At 61.5% G+C, this 21897-nt stretch carries 6 protein-coding genes; 5 read left to right on the plus strand and 1 reads right to left on the minus strand.

Annotated elements, in window-relative coordinates; all coding sequences use genetic code 11:
• Positions 1-51: 51 nt before the first annotated feature.
• A complete protein-coding gene (locus J4E63_RS21210) occupies positions 52-14319 on the minus strand; it encodes an immunoglobulin-like domain-containing protein (protein WP_207283274.1) in 14268 nt (4755 codons plus the stop codon).
• Between the two features lie 358 nt (positions 14320-14677).
• Here J4E63_RS21210 and J4E63_RS21215 point away from each other — a divergent pair, with 358 nt between their 5' ends.
• From J4E63_RS21215 to J4E63_RS21235, 5 genes are all read left to right on the plus strand, one after another.
• Entirely contained in the window at positions 14678-16027 is a 1350-nt protein-coding gene (locus J4E63_RS21215) for a TolC family outer membrane protein (protein ID WP_192261992.1), read from the plus strand.
• A gap of 37 nt (positions 16028-16064) precedes the next feature.
• Positions 16065-18221: a type I secretion system permease/ATPase gene (locus tag J4E63_RS21220; RefSeq protein WP_060743097.1), complete on the plus strand. Its 2157-nt coding sequence runs from the start codon at positions 16065-16067 to the stop codon at positions 18219-18221.
• Positions 18211-19578: an HlyD family type I secretion periplasmic adaptor subunit gene (locus tag J4E63_RS21225; protein ID WP_060739741.1), complete on the plus strand. Its 1368-nt coding sequence runs from the start codon at positions 18211-18213 to the stop codon at positions 19576-19578. Before J4E63_RS21220 ends, J4E63_RS21225 begins: the two co-directional genes overlap by 11 nt.
• Positions 19579-19930: 352 nt before the next feature.
• Positions 19931-20833 (plus strand): TauD/TfdA family dioxygenase, encoded by a 903-nt coding sequence (locus J4E63_RS21230; RefSeq protein ID WP_207283275.1) that lies wholly within the window; start codon positions 19931-19933, stop codon positions 20831-20833.
• Between the two features lie 37 nt (positions 20834-20870).
• Entirely contained in the window at positions 20871-21896 is a 1026-nt protein-coding gene (locus J4E63_RS21235; protein WP_060739739.1) for an ABC transporter substrate-binding protein, read from the plus strand.
• The last annotated feature ends 1 nt before the right edge of the window (position 21897 follow it).

Consider the following 21897-nt stretch of genomic DNA (forward strand, 5'->3'; position numbering starts at 1 on the left):
TTATCCCGTGGCGAGGGAGCTTGCTCCCTCGCCACGGGTTTTGTGTCAGGTTCAGCTGTTGTTGTGATCGACCTTGATGGTCGGGTCACTGCCGGCGATCAACGAGTTCAGGTTCACGTTCGACCAGTTGTTGCCTTCGAGCTTGATCGTCACGTCCGGCGCCGCTGCGGCACCGTTGGCCCCATTGAACTGGCCAGAGGTACTGACCTGCAGCGACGACACGCCATCGACCGTGCTGATCTTCAGGAAGTGGTCGATGGTGCTGCCGGTTTCGCCCTGCAACAGATCCCGCAGGTCGATCCGGTCGCCTTCGCCGGCGTTGAAGTTCTTGATCACGTCGGTGCCGGTGTCGCCGGACTTCCAGACAAAGGTATCGCCCCCCAGGCCGCCGATCAGGGTGTCATTGCCCTGGCCGCCGATCAGTGTGTCGTTGCCCGTGCCACCCAGCAGGATGTCATTGCCCTTGCCACCGTTGAGCGTGTCGTTGCCGCCCTGGCCGAAAATGATGTCGTTGCCGGCGCCGCCCAGCAGGGTGTCGTTGCCATCGTGGGCACCGGACACATCGAACGCGGTGTAGTGCTCGGTGATGTACTGGTGCACGTTGCTGGTGGTGACCTTGCTGACGTCCACGCCGTTCTGCTGGGCGACGAACGCCTGGATGGCCTGGTAGCCCTCGCCGGCAACGCCGTTGAAGCTCACCAGGTCGCCGAACAGGATGTCATTGCCGTCGCCACCGTTGACCGTATCGGCGCCCGGCAGGGTCGCTTCGGTGTGGCCGATGATCGAGTTGGCCAGGTTGTTCGGGTCGATGTTGGTCTGTGGTGTCGAGTCCGAATCGTAAGGCTTGAGGTCGTTCAGGGTCACATCACTGTTCAGGCCAATGGCTTCCACGCTGCTCAAGCCTTTGAGCAGCGTGAAGCTGTCGGTCGAGCCCGCTGCTGAATCGACATAGTTCCAGTATTCGCCATAGCCGGTGCCGCCCTGGTTCGACAGTTCAAAGGTGCCATTGCCCTCGGCATGCACCGTGCCCACATAACTGTCGGTCCATTTCTTGCCGCTTTTGGTCGACAGGTACATCTCGCCGTTTTCGTAGATGGTGTACTTGTGCGTGCTGTCGATCGTCTGGGTGTAATACTTGCCGACGCTGTAATTGGCTGCGCTCAAGACATCATCGAGCTTGACGGTGCCGTAAAGCGTCGGATTGGTCTGTTCGCCGGTCTGGTAGTAAGTCGGCTTGCCGTCGGTAATGAAATACGTCAGGTTCTTCGCCCCGGTATTGTTCAGGGCGTCGGTGCTCTTGAAGAAGTTCGCCGTGGTCTTGAACACGTCTTCATAGTTGGTACCGCCGCCGGACACCATCGAGTCGAGTACGCCCTTGAGCAGGGTCAAGGCGTTCGGGTTGTTGAGGTTGACCGAGACCGTGTTGTTCACCTGGCTGTCGAAGTCCGCCAGGAAGATGTTCACCGTGCCGGAGTTGCTGCCCAAGCTTTGCTTGAGGGTGTTGAACACCGAGGTCAGCGAGGCCTTGGCCGCTGCGATGGACGAGTCGCTCATGCTGCCAGAGCTGTCGACCATGAAGGCGATGTTGTAGTTGACCCCCGGCACCACGGTCAGCCCGCCGATGTCGGCGACCACGATGTCGTTGCCGTCGGTGCCGGTGACGTTGTCGCTGCCAGACGTGGCGGTGACCGCGTTGTAGGTCGCCGGGTAGACGGTGACCGGGATCTGCGCCGTACTGACCGCCGAACCGCCGAGGGCTTCGGTAGAGGTCGACGTCACGGTCAGGTTGAACTGGCCGTTGTAGTAGGTCGGTGGCGTCAGGGTCAGGCTGCCCAGGTTCCAGCCGGTGACCGAGGCCTCGCCGTTGCTGCCCACGGTCGCGGTATGGCCCGCGCCGTCGCTCAGTACGCTGCCTTCCGGAATGCCGCCGATCTTCACGCTCAGGCTTTCGGAGCCGTCGGTGTCGGTCAGGGCGGTGGTGATCTTCGACAGGTGCACGCTGGTGCCTTCGGCGCCTTCGTTGAGCTTGAAGCCGTCGTAGTAGCCTTCGCCGTTGCTGCCGTGCAGGTCGGAGACGGTCACGCCAGCGTTCGCCAGGTCGGTCACGCCGGTGTAGAGCGGCACGCCGGCACTGCTCAGGTCCACGGGTGTGCTGCCGTTGACCGACAGGTTCACGTCGTAGCTGCCCGGGCCGGTCTGGTTGTGGTGGTAGATGTCCAGGGTGTAGTAGCCGCTGGTGGTCGGCGTGAACGAACCGTTCAGCTTGCCGCCTGCGCCCCAGGTAATGCCCGCCACATCCTTGCCGCCAATGGTCACCAGCAGGCTGTCATCCCCCGTGCCGCTGAAGGTGTAGGTCTTGCCGGCTTCGAGGAAGATCAGGCCCGAGGTTTTCGACGCGGTGCCCGGGTTGACGTTGCTGTCGGACTGTACGTTGGTCACGTTGGTGCTGCTGTTTGGCGTGCCGGCGGCATCGATCACCGATTTGAGCGTGCCGGACGGCGCGCCGCTGCCATCAGTGCCCAGGCCCGACAGGCCGGTCCAGACTTCCTTGATCAGACCGGTGGAGGTCACGCTGTTGCCAGCCACGTTGAGGCTCGGTGCGTCGGCGACCGGCGTGATATCGATCTTCACGGTGCTGGTATTGCCCAGCGCCTGGCCGTCGGTTGGTTGGAAGCTGATTTGCGCGTAATCGGCCTTTTGATCGCCCACGCCGGTCGGGTTGCCGTTGGCGCCGGATTCGTTGGCATCGGGGGTGAAGCGCAGCTTGCCGACGTCGATGTCGGCCTTGGTGAACGTCTGGTTGTTGGCCACGTCCTTCCAGGTTGCACCGTCCAGGTACTGCAGCTTGCCGTCACCCGGCAGCCCGGTGATTTTCACACCCTGGCTGGCGGCGGCACTGTCCACGTCACTGATACCGAACGTCGACCAGCCGAGCACCAGCGAAGTGTCTTCGGTACCGGTCACCGCGCCACCGGTGGCTACTGGCGCGTCGTTAACCCCGACCACGTTCACGGTAGTGGTCGCGGTGTTCGAGTAGTTACTGCCGTCGGTCACCGTCACGGTGATGATGCGCGGTACGGTGCTCGGATCTTCGCTGTTGTTGATGAAGCTGATGTTCTTGATCTGCTGCATGTAGTCGGCCAGCGTCGCATTGCCCGACAGCGTCAGCACGACCTTGCCGTCGGTGCTGTTGGCGTTGATGCTGATGCCGTTGACGCTGTTGCCCAGGTTCAGCGCATCGCCAGGCTGACGGTTGGTCAGCACGATGGTGGCGCCGGTCAGCAGGGTGCTGTCCGGGTCGGTGATCTTCAGGTCGGTGTCGGCGATGGACACGCCCGGGCCAGTGGTGCCTTCGGTGAAGGTCACCTGGTAATCGGCACCCGTCTTGCCGCTGGAGTTGTTGGCGTCCAGGTCGAGTACCGGCGGCGCATCGTTGTCGATGATCGAGGTGCTGACGCTGCCGTTGGTGCCGCTGACGCCCAGGTGTTCGAAATTGCCCCCGGTGGCCGAGTCGATCTTGACCACGAAGTTTTCGGTGCCTTCGGTGATCTTGTCGTCCAGCGTCGCCACGTTGAAGGTAGCGCTGGTGGCGTTGGCCGGGATCTTCACGGTGTAGACACCGGTGAAGTCCGTGCCGTCGGCGGCGGTGCCGCTGTAGACGATCTTGACGGTCACTTCCGTCTGCGCCGGGTTGGTCAGGCTGACGGTGTACGTCGCGGTCTGGCCTTCGGTGACGGACGTGCTGCCGCTGATGCTGACGGTGGTGTTGTCGACGGTATCGCCCACCGCCGTCGACGCGCCGGTCTTGTCGACAGCGATGGCTTCGAGGTTGCCGCCGGAAGCCGAATTGATCGTTTCGGTGATGGACGGAGCACCGGTGTAGACATCGTTGCCAGCAGCCACATCCAATACGCCCGAGCTTGCGCCGGCGGCGATGGTGATGGTTTTACCGCTGTCCAAGGTAACCGTCACAGGACCGTTCTGTGCGGTGACGGGTTTGCCGTCGGCGCCGGTCAACGTGGCGGTGTAGGTGATGGTGCCGTTTTCGTTCACGGTCGGCGTAGCGGTCAACGTCACGGTGGTGGTGTCGTTGACATCGCTAACGATGGTGCTGACTGGCGCGGTGTTTGGCGCGATGGCTTCCAGATTGCCACCGGATGCACCTTTGATCGACTCGGTGACGGTGGTCGGGCCTTGATAGACGTCGTTGCCGACGGCTACGTCCAATACGCCCGAGCTTGCGCCGGCGGCGATGGTGATCGTTTTGCCGCTTTCCAAAGTCACGGTGACCGGACCGTTTTGTGCGGTGACGGGTTTGCCGTCGGCACCGGTCAGGGTGGCGGTGTAAGTGATGGTGCCGTTTTCATTCACGGTTGGTGTGGCGGTCAACGTTACCGTGGTGGTGTCGTTGACGTCGCTGACCACGGTGCTGACTGGCGCGGTATTTGGCGCGATGGCTTCCAGGTTACCGCCCGTGGCGGTACTGATGCTTTCGGTGACGGTGGTTGGGCCCTGGTAGACGTCGTTGCCTACCGCTACGTCCAACACACCCGAGCTTGCGCCCGCTGCGATGGTAATGGTCTTGCCGCTGTCGAGCGTGACGGTCACTGGACCATTTTGCGCGGTGACGGGCTTGCCATCGGCACCGGTCAGCGTGGCGGTGTAGGTGATGGTGCCGTTTTCATTCACGGTTGGTGTGGCGGTCAAAGTCACGGTGGTGGTGTCGTTGACATCACTCACCACGGTGCTGACAGGCGCGGTGTTCGGAGCGATGGCTTCGAGGTTGCCGCCGGATGCGGAAGCAATCGACTCAGTCACCGTCGTTGGACCTTGGTAAACATCGTTGCCCACAGCGACATCGAGCACGCCCGAGCTCGCGCCAGCAGCGATGGTGATGGTCTTGCCGCTTTCCAACGTCACGGTGACCGGACCGTTCTGCGCGGTGACGGGTTTGCCGTCGGCACCGGTCAGGGTGGCGGTGTAAGTGATGGTGCCGTTTTCGTTCACGGTCGGCGTAGCAGTCAATGTCACCGTGGTGGTGTCGTTGACGTCGCTGACCACAGTGCTGACTGGCGAAGTGTTCGGTGCAATGGCCTCAAGGTTGCCACCGGATGCCGAGGCAATCGACTCAGTAACCGTCGTTGGACCTTGGTAAACATCGTTGCCCACAGCGACATCGAGCACGCCCGAACTCGCGCCAGCGGCGATGATGATCGTTTTGCCGCTGTCGAGGGTGACGGTGACCGGACCGTTTTGCGCGGTGACCGGTTTGCCATCGGCACCGGTCAAGGTGGCGGTGTAGGTGATGGTGCCGTTTTCATTCACGGTTGGTGTGGCGGTCAAGGTCACCGTGGTGGTGTCGTTGACATCGCTGACGATGGTGCTGACTGGAGCCGTGTTTGGAGCAATGGCTTCCAGATTACCGCCTGTGGCGGTACTGATGCTTTCGGTGACGGTGGTTGGGCCTTGGTAGACGTCATTACCCACAGCGACATCGAGCACACCCGAGCTTGCGCCGGCGGCGATGGTAATGGTCTTGCCGCTTTCCAAAGTTACGGTGACCGGACCGTTCTGCGCAGTGACGGGTTTGCCATCGGCACCGGTCAATGTGGCGGTGTAAGTGATGGTGCCGTTTTCGTTCACGGTCGGCGTAGCGGTCAGCGTTACCGTGGTGGTGTCATTGACGTCGCTGACGATGGTGCTGACTGGCGCGGTATTTGGCGCGATGGCTTCCAGGTTACCGCCCGTGGCGGTACTGATGCTTTCGGTGACGGTGGTCGGGCCTTGATAAACGTCATTGCCAACCGCTACGTCCAACACGCCCGAGCTTGCGCCGGCGGCGATGGTGATGGTCTTGCCGCTGTCCAAGGTCACAGTGACCGGACCGTTCTGCGCGGTGACGGGTTTACCGTCGGCACCGGTTAATGTGGCGGTGTAAGTGATGGTGCCGTTTTCATTCACAGTCGGTGTGGCGGTCAACGTTACCGTGGTGGTGTCATTGACATCGCTGACCACAGTGCTGACTGGCGCGGTGTTTGGAGCAATTGCTTCCAGATTACCGCCTGTGGCGGTACTGATGCTTTCGGTGACGGTAGTCGGGCCTTGGTAGACGTCGTTGCCAACCGCTACGTCCAACACGCCCGAGCTTGCGCCGGCGGCGATGGTGATCGTTTTGCCGCTGTCGAGGGTGACGGTCACAGGACCATTTTGCGCGGTGACGGGCTTGCCATCGGCACCGGTCAGGGTGGCGGTGTAGGTGATGGTGCCGTTTTCATTCACGGTTGGTGTGGCGGTCAAGGTCACTGTGGTGGTGTCGTTGACGTCGCTGACCACAGTGCTGACTGGCGCGGTGTTCGGTGCAATAGCTTCGAGGTTGCCGCCGGATGCGGAGGCAATCGACTCGGTCACGGTGGTTGGGCCCTGGTACACGTCGTTGCCCACAGCGACATCGAGCACGCCTGAGCTTGCGCCAGCAGCGATGGTGATGGTCTTGCCGCTTTCCAACGTCACGGTGACCGGGCCGTTTTGCGCGGTGACGGGTTTGCCGTCGGCGCCGGTCAGGGTGGCGGTGTAGGTGATCGTGCCGTTTTCGTTCACGGTTGGTGTCGCGGTCAAGGTCACGGTGGTGGTGTCGTTAACGTCGCTGACCACGGTGCTGACAGGCGCGGTGTTCGGTGCAATGGCTTCCAGGTTGCCGCCCGTGGCGGAGGCAATCGATTCAGTCACCGTCGTTGGGCCCTGGTACACGTCATTGCCGACGGCTACGTCCAATACACCCGAGCTTGCGCCAGCGGCGATGGTGATCGTTTTGCCGCTTTCCAACGTCACGGTCACAGGACCGTTCTGCGCAGTGACCGGTTTACCGTCAGCACCGGTCAGGGTGGCGGTGTAGGTGATGGTGCCGTTTTCGTTCACGGTTGGTGTCGCGGTCAAGGTCACCGTGGTGGTGTCGTTGACATCGCTGACCACGGTGCTGACTGGAGCGGTATTCGGTGCAATGGCTTCCAGATTGCCGCCCGATGCCGAAGCAATCGATTCAGTCACCGTCGTTGGACCTTGGTAGACGTCGTTGCCTACCGCTACGTCCAAGACGCCGGAACTTGCACCGGCAGCGATGGTGATCGTTTTGCCGCTGTCGAGGGTGACGGTCACAGGACCGTTTTGCGCGGTGACCGGTTTGCCGTCGGCACCGGTCAGGGTGGCGGTGTAGGTAATCGTGCCGTTTTCGTTCACGGTCGGCGTAGCGTTCAAGGTCACGGTAGTGGTGTCGTTGACGTCGCTAACGATGGTGCTGACAGGCGCGGTGTTCGGTGCGATGGCTTCCAGGTTGCCACCGGAGGCGGAAGCAATCGACTCAGTCACTGTCGTTGGGCCTTGGTACACGTCGTTGCCGACGGCCACGTCCAATACGCCCGAGCTTGCGCCCGCGGCGATGGTGATGGTTTTGCCACTGTCGAGGGTGACGGTGACCGGGCCGTTTTGCGCGGTGACAGGTTTACCGTCAGCACCGGTCAGGGTGGCGGTGTAAGTGATGGTGCCGTTTTCGTTCACGGTCGGCGTAGCGGTCAACGTCACGGTGGTGGTGTCGTTGACATCGCTGACCACGGTGTTGACTGGAGCGGTGTTCGGCGCGATGGCTTCGAGGTTGCCACCGGATGCATCTTTGATCGACTCGGTGACGGTGGTCGGGCCTTGATAAACATCATTGCCGACAGCCACATCCAAGACGCCCGAGCTTGCGCCCGCAGCGATGGTGATGGTTTTGCCGCTTTCCAAGGTCACAGTGACCGGACCGTTTTGCGCGGTGACGGGCTTGCCGTCGGCACCGGTCAGGGTGGCGGTGTAAGTGATGGTGCCGTTTTCGTTCACGGTTGGTGTGGCGGTCAACGTTACCGTGGTGGTGTCATTGACATCGCTGACGATGGTGCTGACTGGAGCGGTGTTTGGCGCGATGGCTTCGAGGTTGCCGCCGGATGCCGAGGCAATCGATTCAGTAACCGTCGTTGGACCTTGGTAAACGTCATTGCCAACTGCTACGTCCAACACGCCCGAGCTGGCACCTGCGGCGATGGTGATCGTTTTACCGCTTTCCAACGTCACGGTGACCGGACCGTTCTGCGCGGTGACGGGCTTGCCATCGGCACCGGTCAGCGTGGCGGTGTAAGTGATGGTGCCGTTTTCGTTTACGGTTGGTGTGGCGGTCAAGGTCACCGTGGTGGTGTCGTTGACGTCGCTGACCACAGTGCTGACAGGCGCGGTGTTTGGCGCGATGGCTTCGAGGTTGCCACCGGAGGCGGAAGCAATCGATTCAGTTACCGTCGTCGGGCCTTGGTAGACGTCGTTACCCACAGCGACATCGAGCACACCCGAGCTTGCGCCGGCGGCGATGGTAATCGTTTTGCCGCTGTCGAGGGTGACGGTGACCGGACCGTTTTGCGCGGTGACCGGTTTACCGTCAGCACCGGTCAGGGTGGCGGTGTAGGTGATGGTGCCGTTTTCATTCACGGTTGGTGTGGCGGTCAAGGTCACCGTGGTGGTGTCGTTGACATCGCTAACGATGGTGCTGACTGGAGCCGTGTTCGGTGCGATGGCTTCCAGATTGCCACCGGAGGCGGAAGCAATCGACTCAGTCACCGTCGTTGGACCTTGGTAAACATCGTTGCCTACAGCGACATCGAGCACGCCCGAGCTTGCGCCGGCGGCGATGGTGATGGTCTTGCCGCTGTCGAGGGTGACGGTGACCGGACCGTTTTGCGCGGTGACCGGTTTACCGTCAGCACCGGTCAGGGTTGCGGTGTAAGTGATGGTGCCGTTTTCGTTCACGGTCGGCGTAGCGGTCAATGTCACGGTAGTGGTGTCGTTGACGTCGCTGACGATGGTGCTGACTGGAGTCGTGTTCGGTGCAATGGCTTCGAGGTTGCCGCCCGATGCCGAGGCAATCGATTCAGTTACCGTGGTTGGGCCTTGGTAGACGTCGTTGCCTACCGCCACATCCAATACGCCCGAGCTTGCGCCCGCGGCGATGGTGATGGTTTTGCCGCTTTCCAAGGTCACAGTGACCGGACCGTTTTGTGCGGTGACCGGTTTACCGTCAGCACCGGTCAGGGTTGCGGTGTAAGTGATGGTGCCGTTTTCGTTCACGGTCGGCGTAGCAGTCAACGTCACGGTAGTGGTGTCATTGACGTCGCTGACCACGGTGCTGACAGGCGCGGTGTTCGGTGCAATGGCTTCCAGGTTGCCACCGGAGGCGGAAGCAATCGACTCAGTAACCGTCGTTGGACCTTGGTAAACATCGTTACCCACAGCGACATCGAGCACGCCGGAGCTTGCGCCGGCTGCGATGGTGATCGTTTTGCCGCTGTCGAGGGTGACGGTCACTGGACCATTTTGCGCGGTGACGGGTTTGCCATCGGCACCGGTCAGGGTGGCGGTGTAGGTAATCGTGCCGTTTTCGTTCACGGTCGGCGTAGCGGTCAGCGTCACGGTAGTGGTGTCGTTGACATCGCTAACGATGGTGCTGACTGGAGCGGTGTTCGGTGCAATGGCTTCCAGGTTGCCACCGGAGGCGGAAGCAATCGACTCAGTAACCGTCGTTGGACCTTGGTAAACATCGTTACCCACAGCGACATCGAGCACGCCGGAGCTTGCGCCGGCTGCGATGGTGATCGTTTTGCCGCTGTCGAGCGTGACGGTCACTGGACCATTTTGCGCGGTGACGGGTTTGCCATCGGCACCGGTCAGGGTGGCGGTGTAGGTAATCGTGCCGTTTTCGTTCACGGTCGGCGTAGCGGTCAGCGTCACGGTAGTGGTGTCGTTGACATCGCTAACGATGGTGCTGACTGGAGCGGTGTTCGGTGCAATGGCTTCGAGGTTGCCGCCCGATGCGGAGGCAATCGATTCAGTCACCGTCGTTGGGCCCTGGTACACGTCATTGCCGACGGCTACGTCCAATACGCCCGAGCTTGCGCCCGCAGCGATGGTGATCGTTTTGCCGCTGTCGAGCGTGACGGTCACTGGACCATTTTGCGCGGTGACGGGTTTGCCGTCGGCACCGGTCAGGGTGGCGGTGTAAGTGATGGTGCCGTTTTCGTTCACGGTCGGCGTAGCAGTCAAGGTCACGGTGGTGGTGTCATTGACGTCGCTGACGATGGTGCTGACTGGCGCGGTGTTCGGTGCGATGGCTTCCAGGTTACCGCCCGTGGCGGTACTGATGCTTTCGGTGACGGTGGTTGGGCCCTGGTAGACGTCGTTGCCCACAGCGACATCGAGCACGCCGGAGCTTGCGCCGGCTGCGATGGTGATGGTCTTGCCGCTGTCGAGCGTGACGGTCACAGGACCATTTTGCGCGGTGACGGGTTTGCCATCGGCACCGGTCAAGGTGGCGGTGTAAGTGATGGTGCCGTTTTCGTTCACGGTCGGCGTAGCAGTCAATGTCACCGTGGTGGTGTCGTTGACGTCACTGACGATGGTGCTGACTGGCGCGGTGTTTGGTGCAATGGCTTCGAGGTTGCCGCCAGATGCGGAAGCAATCGATTCAGTTACCGTCGTCGGGCCTTGGTAGACGTCGTTACCCACAGCGACATCGAGCACACCCGAGCTTGCGCCGGCGGCGATGGTAATCGTTTTGCCGCTGTCGAGCGTGACGGTCACTGGACCATTTTGCGCGGTGACGGGTTTGCCATCGGCACCGGTCAGGGTGGCGGTGTAGGTAATCGTGCCGTTTTCGTTCACGGTCGGCGTAGCAGTCAAGGTCACGGTGGTGGTGTCATTGACGTCGCTGACGATGGTGCTGACTGGCGCGGTGTTTGGAGCGATGGCCTCAAGGTTGCCACCGGATGCCGAAGCAATCGACTCAGTCACTGTCGTTGGACCTTGGTAAACATCGTTACCTACAGCGACATCGAGCACGCCGGAGCTTGCGCCGGCTGCGATGGTGATCGTTTTGCCGCTGTCGAGGGTGACGGTGACCGGACCGTTTTGCGCGGTGACCGGTTTGCCATCGGCACCGGTCAGGGTCGCGGTGTAGGTGATGGTGCCGTTTTCATTCACGGTTGGTGTGGCGGTCAGCGTCACGGTGGTGGTGTCGTTGACGTCACTGACCACGGTGCTGACAGGCGCGGTGTTTGGAGCGATGGCTTCGAGGTTGCCACCGGATGCATCTTTGATCGACTCGGTGACGGTGGTCGGGCCTTGATAAACGTCATTGCCAACCGCTACGTCCAACACGCCCGAGCTTGCGCCGGCGGCGATGGTGATGGTCTTGCCGCTGTCCAAGGTCACAGTGACCGGACCGTTCTGCGCGGTGACGGGTTTACCGTCGGCGCCGGTCAGGGTGGCGGTGTAGGTGATGGTGCCGTTTTCGTTTACGGTCGGCGTAGAGGTCAACGTCACGGTAGTAGCGTCTATCGAATCGGTGATCGTAGTGACCGCAGGCGCGGTGCTCGGCACCAGATTCTCAAAGTTGCCACCTGTCGCACCGGTGATGGTGGTGCTGACAGTGCTGCCGTTGTTGTAGACGTCGTTGGCCGGGGTGTCCACGGCAACGGTGCCGGTAGTAGCACCGGCGGCGATGTTGATCACCGCGCCATTGCTCAAGGTCACGGTCACTGGGGTTTGAGCGGCATTGGTCAAGGTGGCGGTGTAGGTAATCTGGCCGCCTTCGGTGATGGTGTTGCTGGCCGTCAGGGTCAGGCCAGTGGTATCGACCGAATCGGTAATGGTGGTAACCGCAGGCGTGGTGCTCGGCACCAGGCTCTCGAAGTTGCCACCGGTCGCGCCAGTAATCGTGGTGCTGACAGTGCTGCCGTTGTTGTAGACGTCGTTGGCTGGCGTCTCGACGTTGACGGTGCCGGTGGTCTGGCCTGCAGCGATGGTGATGACCGAGCCATTGCTCAAGGTCACTGTCACTGGGGTTTGAGCGGCATTGGTCAGGGTCGCGGTGTAGGTGATCGAACCGCCTTCGGTGATGGTGTTGCTGGCGGACAGGGTCAGGCCAGTGGTATCGACCGAATCGGTAATGGTGGTAACCGCAGGCGTGGTGCTCGGCACCAGGCTCTCGAAGTTGCCACCGGTCGCGCCAGTAATCGTGGTGCTGACAGTGCTGCCGTTGTTGTAGACGTCGTTGGCCGGGGTGTCCACAGCCACTGTGCCGGTAGTCTGGCCGGCGGCAATGGTGATGACCGAGCCATTGCTCAAGGCCACGGTCACTGGCGTCTGGGCTGGGTTGGTCAGGGTCGCGGTATAGGTGATCTGACCGCCTTCGGTAACGGTGTTGCTGGCCGAGAGGGTCAGGCCAGTGGTATCGACCGAGTCGGTAATGGTGGTAACCGCAGGCGTGGTGCTCGGCACCAGGTTCTCGAAGTTGCCACCGGTCGCGCCAGTAATCGTGGTGCTGACAGTGCTGCCGTTGTTGTAGACGTCGTTGGCTGGCGTCTCGACGTTGACGGTGCCGGTGGTCTGGCCCGCAGCGATGGTGATGACCGAGCCATTGCTCAAGGTCACTGTCACTGGGGTTTGAGCGGCATTGGTCAGGGTTGCGGTGTAGGTGACCGAACCGCCTTCAGTGATGGTGTTGCTGGCGGACAGGGTCAGGCCAGTGGTGTCCACCGAATCGGTAATCGTAGTCACCGCTGGTGCGGTGCTCGGTACCAGGTTCTCGAAGTTGCCACCGGTCGCACCGGTGATGGTGGTGCTGACAGTGCTGCCGTTGTTGTAGACGTCGTTGGCCGGGGTCTCTACGGCAACGGTGCCAGTGGTAGCACCGGCTGCGATGTTGATCACCGAGCCGTTGCTCAAGGTCACGGTCACCGGAGTCTGGGCCGGGTTGGTCAACGTCGCGGTGTAAACAATCGAACCGCCTTCGGTGATGGTGTTGCTGGCCGTCAAGGTCAGGCCAGTGGTATCCGCCGAATCGGTGATCGTGGTGACCGCAGGCGCAGTGCTTGGAACCAGGTTCTCGAAGTTACCGCCGGTCGCGCCAGTAATCGTGGTGCTGACAGTGCTGCCGTTGTTATAGACGTCATTGGCTGGCGTCTCGACGTTAACGGTGCCGGTCGTCTGGCCAGCAGCGATGGTGATGACCGAGCCATTGCTCAAGGTCACGGTCACTGGCGTCTGGGCTGGGTTGGTCAGGGTCGCGGTATAGGTGATCTGACCGCCTTCAGTGATGGTGTTGCTGGCGGACAGGGTCAGGCCAGTGGTGTCCACCGAATCGGTAATCGTAGTCACCGCTGGTACGGTGCTTGGCACCAGATTCTCGAAGTTGCCACCTGTTGCACCGGTGATGGTGGTGCTGACAGTGCTGCCGTTGTTGTAGACGTCGTTGGCCGGGGTATCCACGGCCACTGTGCCGCTAGTCTGGCCGGCGGCAATGGTGATGACCGAGCCATTGCTCAAGGTCACGGTCACTGGCGTCTGGGCCGGATTGGTCAGGGTCGCGGTGTAGGTGATCTGACCGCCTTCGTTGACGGTATTACCTGCCGTCAAGCTGACGGTGGTGGTGTCGACGGTATCGGTGATCTGGGTCACGGCTGGCGTGGTGGGCACGGTCACGGCGATGCCGGTGCCGCCGGTGGTGCCAGTGACGGTCACGCTGATTTGGGTGGCGTCGTTATAGACGGTGTCGTTCGGCGCCAGCGGTACGTTGACGCTGCCGGTCGTTTGTCCGGCAGGAATGACGATCACCGAGCCGTTGGACAGGGTCACGGTCAGCGCGGTCTGAGGCGCCTGGGTGACTGTCGCGGTGTACACCAGCACGCCGCCGGCTTCGGTCAGGGTCGGTGTGGCGCTCAGGGTCATCGTCGCATTGAGCACGGCGTTGGCGGTCGTATCCGTGGTATCGCCACCCAGGATGTTGTTATCGGTGGCGGCAGCCGCAGCGAGACCTTCCGTGGGGAAACCGACGGTAGGGTCGACGCTGCCGGCGGTGGCATCCAGCACCACAAAGCTGTGACCGCCACCGGCGGCACCACCCGTACCGGCGGCAGTGGCACCGGCGGCCGTGGCTTCAAGGGCAGTGGTCGGGTCGGCGCCCGCGGCGATGGCTTGTTGCAGCTCTTCTACCGACGGCGCGGCCTGGGCAGTGGCTTGGGCCAGGTCGATGGACGAGTCCGGGGCACTGGCGCTCCACTGGGTATCGCGACCCAGGTCCAGGGTGCGGCCATCGGCCAGTTCCAATGTGACGGCGCCGGCAGGGCCGGTGTCCAACTGGTCGCCTACGTTCAGGCGATCACCTTCAATGAGTACGCGCCGGATGCCCTCTGGGGATACGACGAAAACCTGACCAACAATGCTTTTGACGACGGCAATAACACTGCTCATTGAAGACTCTCCGGGTGCCACGTTCAGTAGACTTCCATGGACCCGGGGGCCTCTGGGCCTCGGCGGTCTGGACGTTCTCTTTAACTAAGTAAGGTTGTTTTGACGGTTCACTGTGTCAAAAATTTGGCTGCTTAATTCCGATTTATTTGTTTATGCCAAACTATTGACCTTATGTCGGCCATCCTAAACAATCGCTTCAGTAATGTCACATTGATATTTAAGCGGCGACCTGTCCTTTCGGTGCTTGATCCAGTTCTTGTTTCGAACTTTCCGACATACGGTCATTCCGGTTGCCATCATCCGATGCAGCGCCACGTTTCGCTGTGATTCAAGACAAGAGTTTCAGGAAAAAACCACCATGCGTCCGCACTTGTTCATGGCTTTACCCTTCGCCCTCGCCGCAAATTTCGTACAAGCACAAACCTTGCCGCAAGCCATGCAACAGGCCTTGGATGTCCATCCGGAAATCCAGGCCGGAGTGAACAGCCGGTTGGCGGCTGACTACCAACTCAAGGCGGCCAAGGGCGGCTACCTGCCTAGAGTGGACCTTGCAGCCGGGTATGGCCGTGAAGGCACCGACAGCGTCACCACTCGGTCGGGCAGCAACAACCATTGGGAAACCCTGAACCGCAGTGAATCGAGCCTGCGCCTGTCACAAATGGTTTTTGACGGTTTTGCCACGTCCAGCGAAGTGGGGCGTCAACAAGCCACCGTCAATGCCCGTGCCTACTCGTTGCTGGATGCCTCCGAGCGCACCGGTTTGACGGTGGCCCAGGTCTACCTGGATGTGCTGACCCGTCGTGAGTTCGTGCGCCTGGCCGAGGAAAACCTCAAGAGTCATGAACGCATCTTCGACCAGATCAAGCTGCGCACCTCCCGAGGCGTGGGCAGTGGCGCCGACCTGGACCAGGCCGAAGCGCGCATGGCCCAGGCCCGCAACAACCTGATCACCGAACAAACCAACCTGGCCGACGCCGAGACCAATTTCCTCAGCGCCGTGGGCCAAATGCCCGATCAACTGGAGCGTCCCGCCGACTTTCTGGCGCTGTTGCCGGCCAACCTGACCGAAGCCCGCGCCCAGATGCTGGAAAACAGCCCGGTGCTGCGTTCGGCCGAAGCCGACATCGCCGCCGCCGAGCAACAGTACGAAGCCGCCAAATCGAGCTTCTACCCACGCTTCGACGCTGAGCTGGGTCGCACGGCCGACAATGACCTGGACGGTCAGAACGGCCACAACAACGAGTGGCAGGCCATGCTGCGCATGCGTTTCAACCTGTATGCCGGTGGCAGCAACAAGGCCGACCTGGAATCCAAGTCGTACCTGTCCAACCAGGCCCTGGACATCCGCAACAACGCGCTGCGCCAGTTGAACGAAGAGTTGGGCCTGGCCTGGAACGCCTTGAACAATGCTAACGCCCAGGTGCCGGTCGCCCAGCAATACGTGGATCGCAGCGCCAATGTGCGCACCGCCTACCAGAAGCAGTTCAGCCTCGGCGAGCGGACCCTGCTCGACTTGCTCGACAGCGAAAACGAACTGTTCAGCGCTTCCCGTCGCCTGGCGGAAATCAAGAATGTGCAGCTGTTCACCCAGTACCGGATCAAGGCAACCATGGGCCAGCTGTTGAAAAGCCAGGGGGTGGTCGCACCGTTGGCATCGGTTGTGCAGAACGACATGAAGCCCAAGGTTCAATTGCCTGGGATGAATTGAGTCCTACCACCCGTTTTAATCAGTCAGAGTGCCGAGCGTGGAATCAGAAGTCAGTCCAGTCGAACTAGTTCATGACCCGCGCACGCTGCACGACGACCCGCTGCTGGACGGTCTGCTGGCGCTCTGCATGCTGCATCAGAAGCCGGCCAGCGCAGCGATGCTCACCACTGGCCTGCCACTGCCCAAGCAACGGCTGAGCGTCGAATTATTGTCGCGCGCGGCGGCCCGTGCCGGTCTGCAAGGCCGGGTGCTGCAACGCAGGCTCGAGCAGATCCCGACCATCGCCATGCCGGCGCTGTTGCTGCTCAAAGACGGCCGCAGCGCCGTGTTGCTGGGCTGGGTCGGTGACGACCAGGCGCGGCTGCTGCTCAGCGAAAGCGACGGCGGTGAGGTGACCGTCAGCCGCGAACTGCTGGCCGATGACTACAGCGGCAAGGTGTTCTTCGCCCAACCGCAGCATAAATTTGACGTCAACCACGGCACGCTCATTCCCCGGGCGCGTTCATGGTTTCGCGACACCCTCAAACGGTCCCGCTGGCTGTACGCCGATGCCATCGCCGCGAGCCTGCTGATCAACATCATCGCCATGGCCGCGCCATTGTTCGTGATGAACGTCTACGACCGCGTGGTGCCGAACCAGGCCGAGTCGACGCTGTGGGTGCTGGCTGTCGGTATCACCGGCGCCTATGTGTTCGACCTGATCCTCAAGATGCTGCGCAGCCTGTGCCTGGACCTGGCGGGCAAGAAAACCGACCTGATCATCTCGGCGACGCTGTTCGAACGCATCGTCGGCATGTCCATGAAGTACCGCCCGGCGCGGGTCGGCAGCTTTGCCCAGAACATCCATGAGTTCCAGAGCCTGCGGGACTTCCTCGCTTCGCTGACCCTCACCAGCCTGATCGACTTGCCGTTCACCCTGCTGATCTTCATGGTCATCGCGATTATCGGCGGGCACCTGGTGTGGATTCCGGTGCTGGCGTTCCCGATTGCCTTGCTGATCGGCTATGCGTTGCAGAAGCCCCTGGTGGCGACCATGGAGCGCACCATGGCCCTGGGCGCCGAGCGCCAGTCCAGTCTGATCGAGACCTTGGCCGGCCTGGACGCGGTGAAAGTCAACAACGCCGAGAGCGAGCGTCAATACCAGTGGGAACAGACCATCGGCACCCTCAGTCGCCTCGAACTGCGAGTGAAGATGCTGTCCGGGCTGGCGATGAACATCACCTTGCTGATCCAGCAATTGGCCGGGGTGATCATGATCGTCTTCGGCGTTTACCTGATCATCGCCGGCAACCTGAGCATGGGTGGGCTGGTTGCCTGCTACATGCTCAGCGGCCGTGCCCTCAGCCCACTGGCGTCGCTGTCGGGCCTGTTGACCCGCTATCAGCAGGCGCGGGTGACCATGACCTCGGTCGACCAGATGATGGAGCTGCCCCAGGAGCGCAATTTCGACGAGCGCCCGCTCAGCCGCAAGGTGTTGCAGGGTGCCATTGAATGCCGTCAGTTGAACTTCACCTACCCGAACCAGCAGAACGCCGCGCTGAAAAACATCAACCTGGTGATCAAGCCCGGCGAGAAAATCGGCATCATCGGTCGCAGCGGTTCGGGCAAAAGCTCCCTCGCCAAATTGCTGGTGGGCCTGTATCAGCCTGACGACGGTGCCTTGCTGGTGGACGGCGTGGACATCCGCCAGATCGACGTCAGCGAGCTGCGCTACAACATTGGCTACGTGCCCCAGGACATCCAGCTGCTGGCCGGCACCCTGCGGGACAACCTGACCTCCGGCGCCCGTTACGTCGAAGACGAACTGGTGCTCCAGGCCGCTGAGCTGGCGGGCGTGCATGAATTCGCCCGCCTGCATCCGCAAGGCTATGAGCTGCAAGTCGGCGAGCGCGGGCAGAACCTGTCCGGCGGCCAGCGCCAGAACGTCGCCCTGGCCCGGGCGCTGTTGCTCAACCCGCCCATCCTGCTGCTGGACGAACCCACCAGCGCCATGGACAACACCGGTGAAGAACGCTTGAAGCAGCGCCTGGCCGCCGTGGTGGAAAACAAGACCGTGCTGTTGGTGACGCACCGGGCATCCTTGCTGTCGCTGGTGGATCGCCTGCTGGTGATCGACCGTGGACAGATCCTCGCCGATGGCCCGAAAGCGGCTGTCATGGAAGCGCTGAAGAAGGGGCAGATCAGTGTTGCTTAAGCCAGGTTTAAAGGGCGGGGTGGGCCGCTATTTCAAAGGTTCCGACTCGCTGCACGGCCAACCGCTGCCCGAGGTCAACAAAGCCCTGATCGAGGACGCTCCCCGGGTGGTGCGTTTGACGATCTGGGGCATCATCGGCTTCTTTGTATTCCTGATGCTTTGGGCCAACTTCGCCGAGATCGACGAAGTGACCAAGGGCGACGGCAAGGCGATCCCATCGTCCAAGATCCAGAAAATCCAGAACCTGGAAGGCGGCATCGTCGCTGAGCTGTTCGTCAAGGAAGGGCAGATCGTCGACGTCGGCGCGTCGTTGATTCGCCTGGACGATACGCGGTTTGTCTCCAACGTCGGCGAAACCGAGGCTGATCGGCTGTCCATGTTGTTGCGGGTCGAGCGCCTGAGCGCCGAGGTCGATGACCGGCCGCTGAATTTCCCGGCCGATGTACTCAAGGCGGTGCCGGGCCAGGCGGCCAGCGAAGAGTCGCTGTACATCAGTCGCCGCCAGCAGCTGCACGATGAAATCGGCGGCTTGCAGGAGCAGTTGATCCAGCGCCAGCAGGAACTGCGCGAGTTCGTGTCCAAGCAGGCGCAGTACCGCTCCGGCCTGGCGCTGCAACGCCAGGAAATCAACATGTCCGAGCCGCTGGTGGCCCAGGGCGCGGTGTCGCCGGTAGAAGTGCTGCGGCTCAAGCGCGCCGAAGTCGAGACCCGTGGACAACTGGACGCCACGACGCTGGCGATCCCCCGCGCCGAATCGGCGATCAAGGAAGTGCAGCGCAAGATCGACGAGACCCGCGGCAAGTTCCGCAGCGAAGCCCTGACCCAGCTCAACGAAGCCCGCACCGACCTGAACAAGGCCCAGGCCACCGGCAAGGCCCTGGAAGACCGGGTGAGCCGGACCCTGGTGACGTCGCCGGTGCGCGGCATTGTCAATAAATTGCTGGTGAACACCATCGGCGGCGTGATCCAGCCCGGCAGCGACCTGGTGGAAATCGTGCCGCTGGACGACACCATTCTGGTGGAAGCGAAAATCCGTCCCCAGGACATCGCCTTCCTGCACCCCGGCCAGGACGCCACGGTGAAATTCACCGCGTACGACTACACCATCTACGGCGGGATGAAAGCCAAGCTGGAACAGATCGGCGCCGACACCATCACCGATGAAGACAAGAAAACCACCTACTACATCATCAAGCTGCGCACCGAACGCAGCCACCTGGGCACGCCTGAAAAACCCTTGCTGATCATCCCTGGGATGGTGGCGTCGGTGGACATCATCACCGGCAAGAAAACCGTGCTCAGCTACCTGCTCAAACCGATCATCAAGGCCCGGTCCGAGGCGTTGCACGAGCGCTAGTTTTCAAGCCTGTGTCCTCCACAGCCGCCAATCGGTGGCTGGATAGCTTTTGTGGTGCCGAACCCCCTTGTGGGAGCGAGCTTGCTCGCGATGGCACCAGGTCAGACACCTATCTGTCGCTGACACACCGCCATCGCGAGCAAGCTCGCTCCCACAGTTTCTGCCACCTGAGCTAAACGCCATATCGTTATTCATTAACGGTATTTAAATTTCAATTCTTATACCCTTAAAGTCATCCCCCTGCGTACCTGCCGACCAATCGGCACGCCGCACGACACAAACCAACACGGTGACCCCGTGAGTTTTGATCGATTGCGCGCCCATTGAAGCGCGCCGTGCGTGGGAGTGATGTATGCCAGCCGTCTCTTTTTCTCCAGATTCAAATGCCGCGACCATCGCGCCGCAGTCGTTCGCAATCTTCCCGTTTCGCGATGCCGTCGGCGCCGAGATCGTTGGGCTGGACCTGTCCCTGCCCATCAACGACCAGGATTTCGCCCGCATCCATCGCGCACACCTGGACTATCACGTCGTGGTGTTCCGCGACCAGCGCATCACCCCCGAACAGCACATCGCCTTCAGCCGCCGTTTTGGCGTGCTGCAAATCCATGTGCTCAAGCAGTTCCTGCTGACCGGGCATCCGGAAATCCTCATCGTTTCCAACATCATCGAAAACGGCCAATCCATCGGCCTGGGCGATGCAGGCAAGTTCTGGCATTCGGACCTTTCCTATAAGGAACTGCCCAGCCTCGGCTCGATGCTCCACGCCCAGGAACTGCCAAGCGAAGGCGGCGACACGCTGTTTGCCGACATGCACAAGGCCTGGGACGGTTTGCCCGAAACGCTGCGTAAAGCGGTCGAGGGCCGTTCGGCGGCGCATTCCTACACCGCGCGCTACAGCGAAACCAAATTCGAAGGCAACTGGCGCCCGACGTTGACGCCGGAGCAACTGGCCCAGGTGGCCGAAGTCGTGCACCCCATCGTCCGCACCCACCCGGAAACCGGGCGCAAGGCATTGTTCGTCAGCGAGGGGTTCACCACCCGCATCGTCGGCCTGCCGGAGGATGAAAGCAAAGCCATCCTGACGGAGCTGTATGCCCACAGCGTGTTGCCTCAAAACATCTATCGCCATCAATGGCAGCCCCATGACTTGGTGTTCTGGGACAACCGCTCGCTGATCCACCTGGCCGCCGGTTGCCCGAGCCATCTGCGCCGCAAGCTGTATCGCACCACCATCCAGGGCGACGCCCCTTTCTGATCGGCTGCGCCTCGCGCAAAGAGCCCGGAGAATCACCATGTCCAAACGCATTGCTTTTGCTCCGCTGGCCGCCGCCATCGGCCTGGGCTTCAGTTTGCTGGCCGGCAGCCTGGTTGCGCCGGCCAGCGCCCACGCCGAGGGCGAGATTCGGATCGCCGAGCAGTTCGGCATCGTTTACCTGTTGCTGAACGTGGTCCGCGACCAGCAATTGATCGAGAAGCACGGCAAGGAAGAGGGCATCGACATCAAGGTCGATTGGACCCAACTGTCCGGCGGGGCGGCGGTCAACGATGCATTGCTGTCGGGTTCCATCGACATTGCCGGAGCCGGCGTCGGGCCGTTGCTGACCGTCTGGGACCGCACCCGTGGCAAGCAGAACGTCAAGGCCGTGGCCTCGTTGGGCAACTTTCCCTATTACCTGTTGAGCAATAACCCCAACGTCAAGACCATTGCCGACTTCACCGAGAAGGACCGCATCGCGGTGCCCGCGGTGGGTGTTTCGGTGCAGTCGCGTTTCCTGCAATACGCCGCCGCCAAACAGTGGGGCGACAAGGACTTCAATCGCCTCGACAAGTACACCTTGGCCGTCCCGCACCCGGACGCTACGGCGGCGTTGATTGCCGGCGGCACCGAGTTGACCGGGCATTTTTCCAACCCGCCGTTCCAGGACCAGGCCCTGCAAAACCCCAACGTCCATGTGGTGCTCAACTCCTATGACGTGCTCGGGCCAAACTCACCCACGGTGCTGTTCGCCACCGAGAAATTCCGCGATGAAAACCCGAAGACCTACAAGGCATTCGTCGAAGCACTGACCGAAGCGGCCGAGTTCGCCCAGAAGGACAAAGGTGCGGCGGCGGACACCTACCTGCGGGTGACCAAGGCCAAGATCGACCGGGCGACCTTGTTGAAAATCATCGACAACCCGCAGATCGAATTCACCGTCACCCCGAAAAACACCTACCCGCTGGCGGAATTCCTCTACCGCGTCGGCGCCATCAAGAACAAGCCGGCGTCGTGGGAAGATTATTTCTTCCAGGACGCCAAACCGTTGCAGGGGAGCTGAT

Origin of the sequence: Pseudomonas sp. FW300-N2F2 (genome assembly GCF_017351655.1) — a bacterium.
Classification (GTDB): domain Bacteria; phylum Pseudomonadota; class Gammaproteobacteria; order Pseudomonadales; family Pseudomonadaceae; genus Aquipseudomonas; species Aquipseudomonas fluorescens_AA.

What these genes read in the sequence shown, in the direction of transcription:
- J4E63_RS21235 (WP_060739739.1), top strand. Translation starts at nt 20,871, where the DNA reads ATGTCCAAACGCATTGCTTTTGCTCCGCTGGCCGCCGCCATCGGCCTG.
- J4E63_RS21215 (WP_192261992.1), top strand. Translation starts at nt 14,678, where the DNA reads ATGCGTCCGCACTTGTTCATGGCTTTACCCTTCGCCCTCGCCGCAAAT.
- J4E63_RS21230 (WP_207283275.1), top strand. Translation starts at nt 19,931, where the DNA reads ATGCCAGCCGTCTCTTTTTCTCCAGATTCAAATGCCGCGACCATCGCG.
- J4E63_RS21210 (WP_207283274.1), bottom strand. Translation starts at nt 14,319, where the DNA reads ATGAGCAGTGTTATTGCCGTCGTCAAAAGCATTGTTGGTCAGGTTTTC.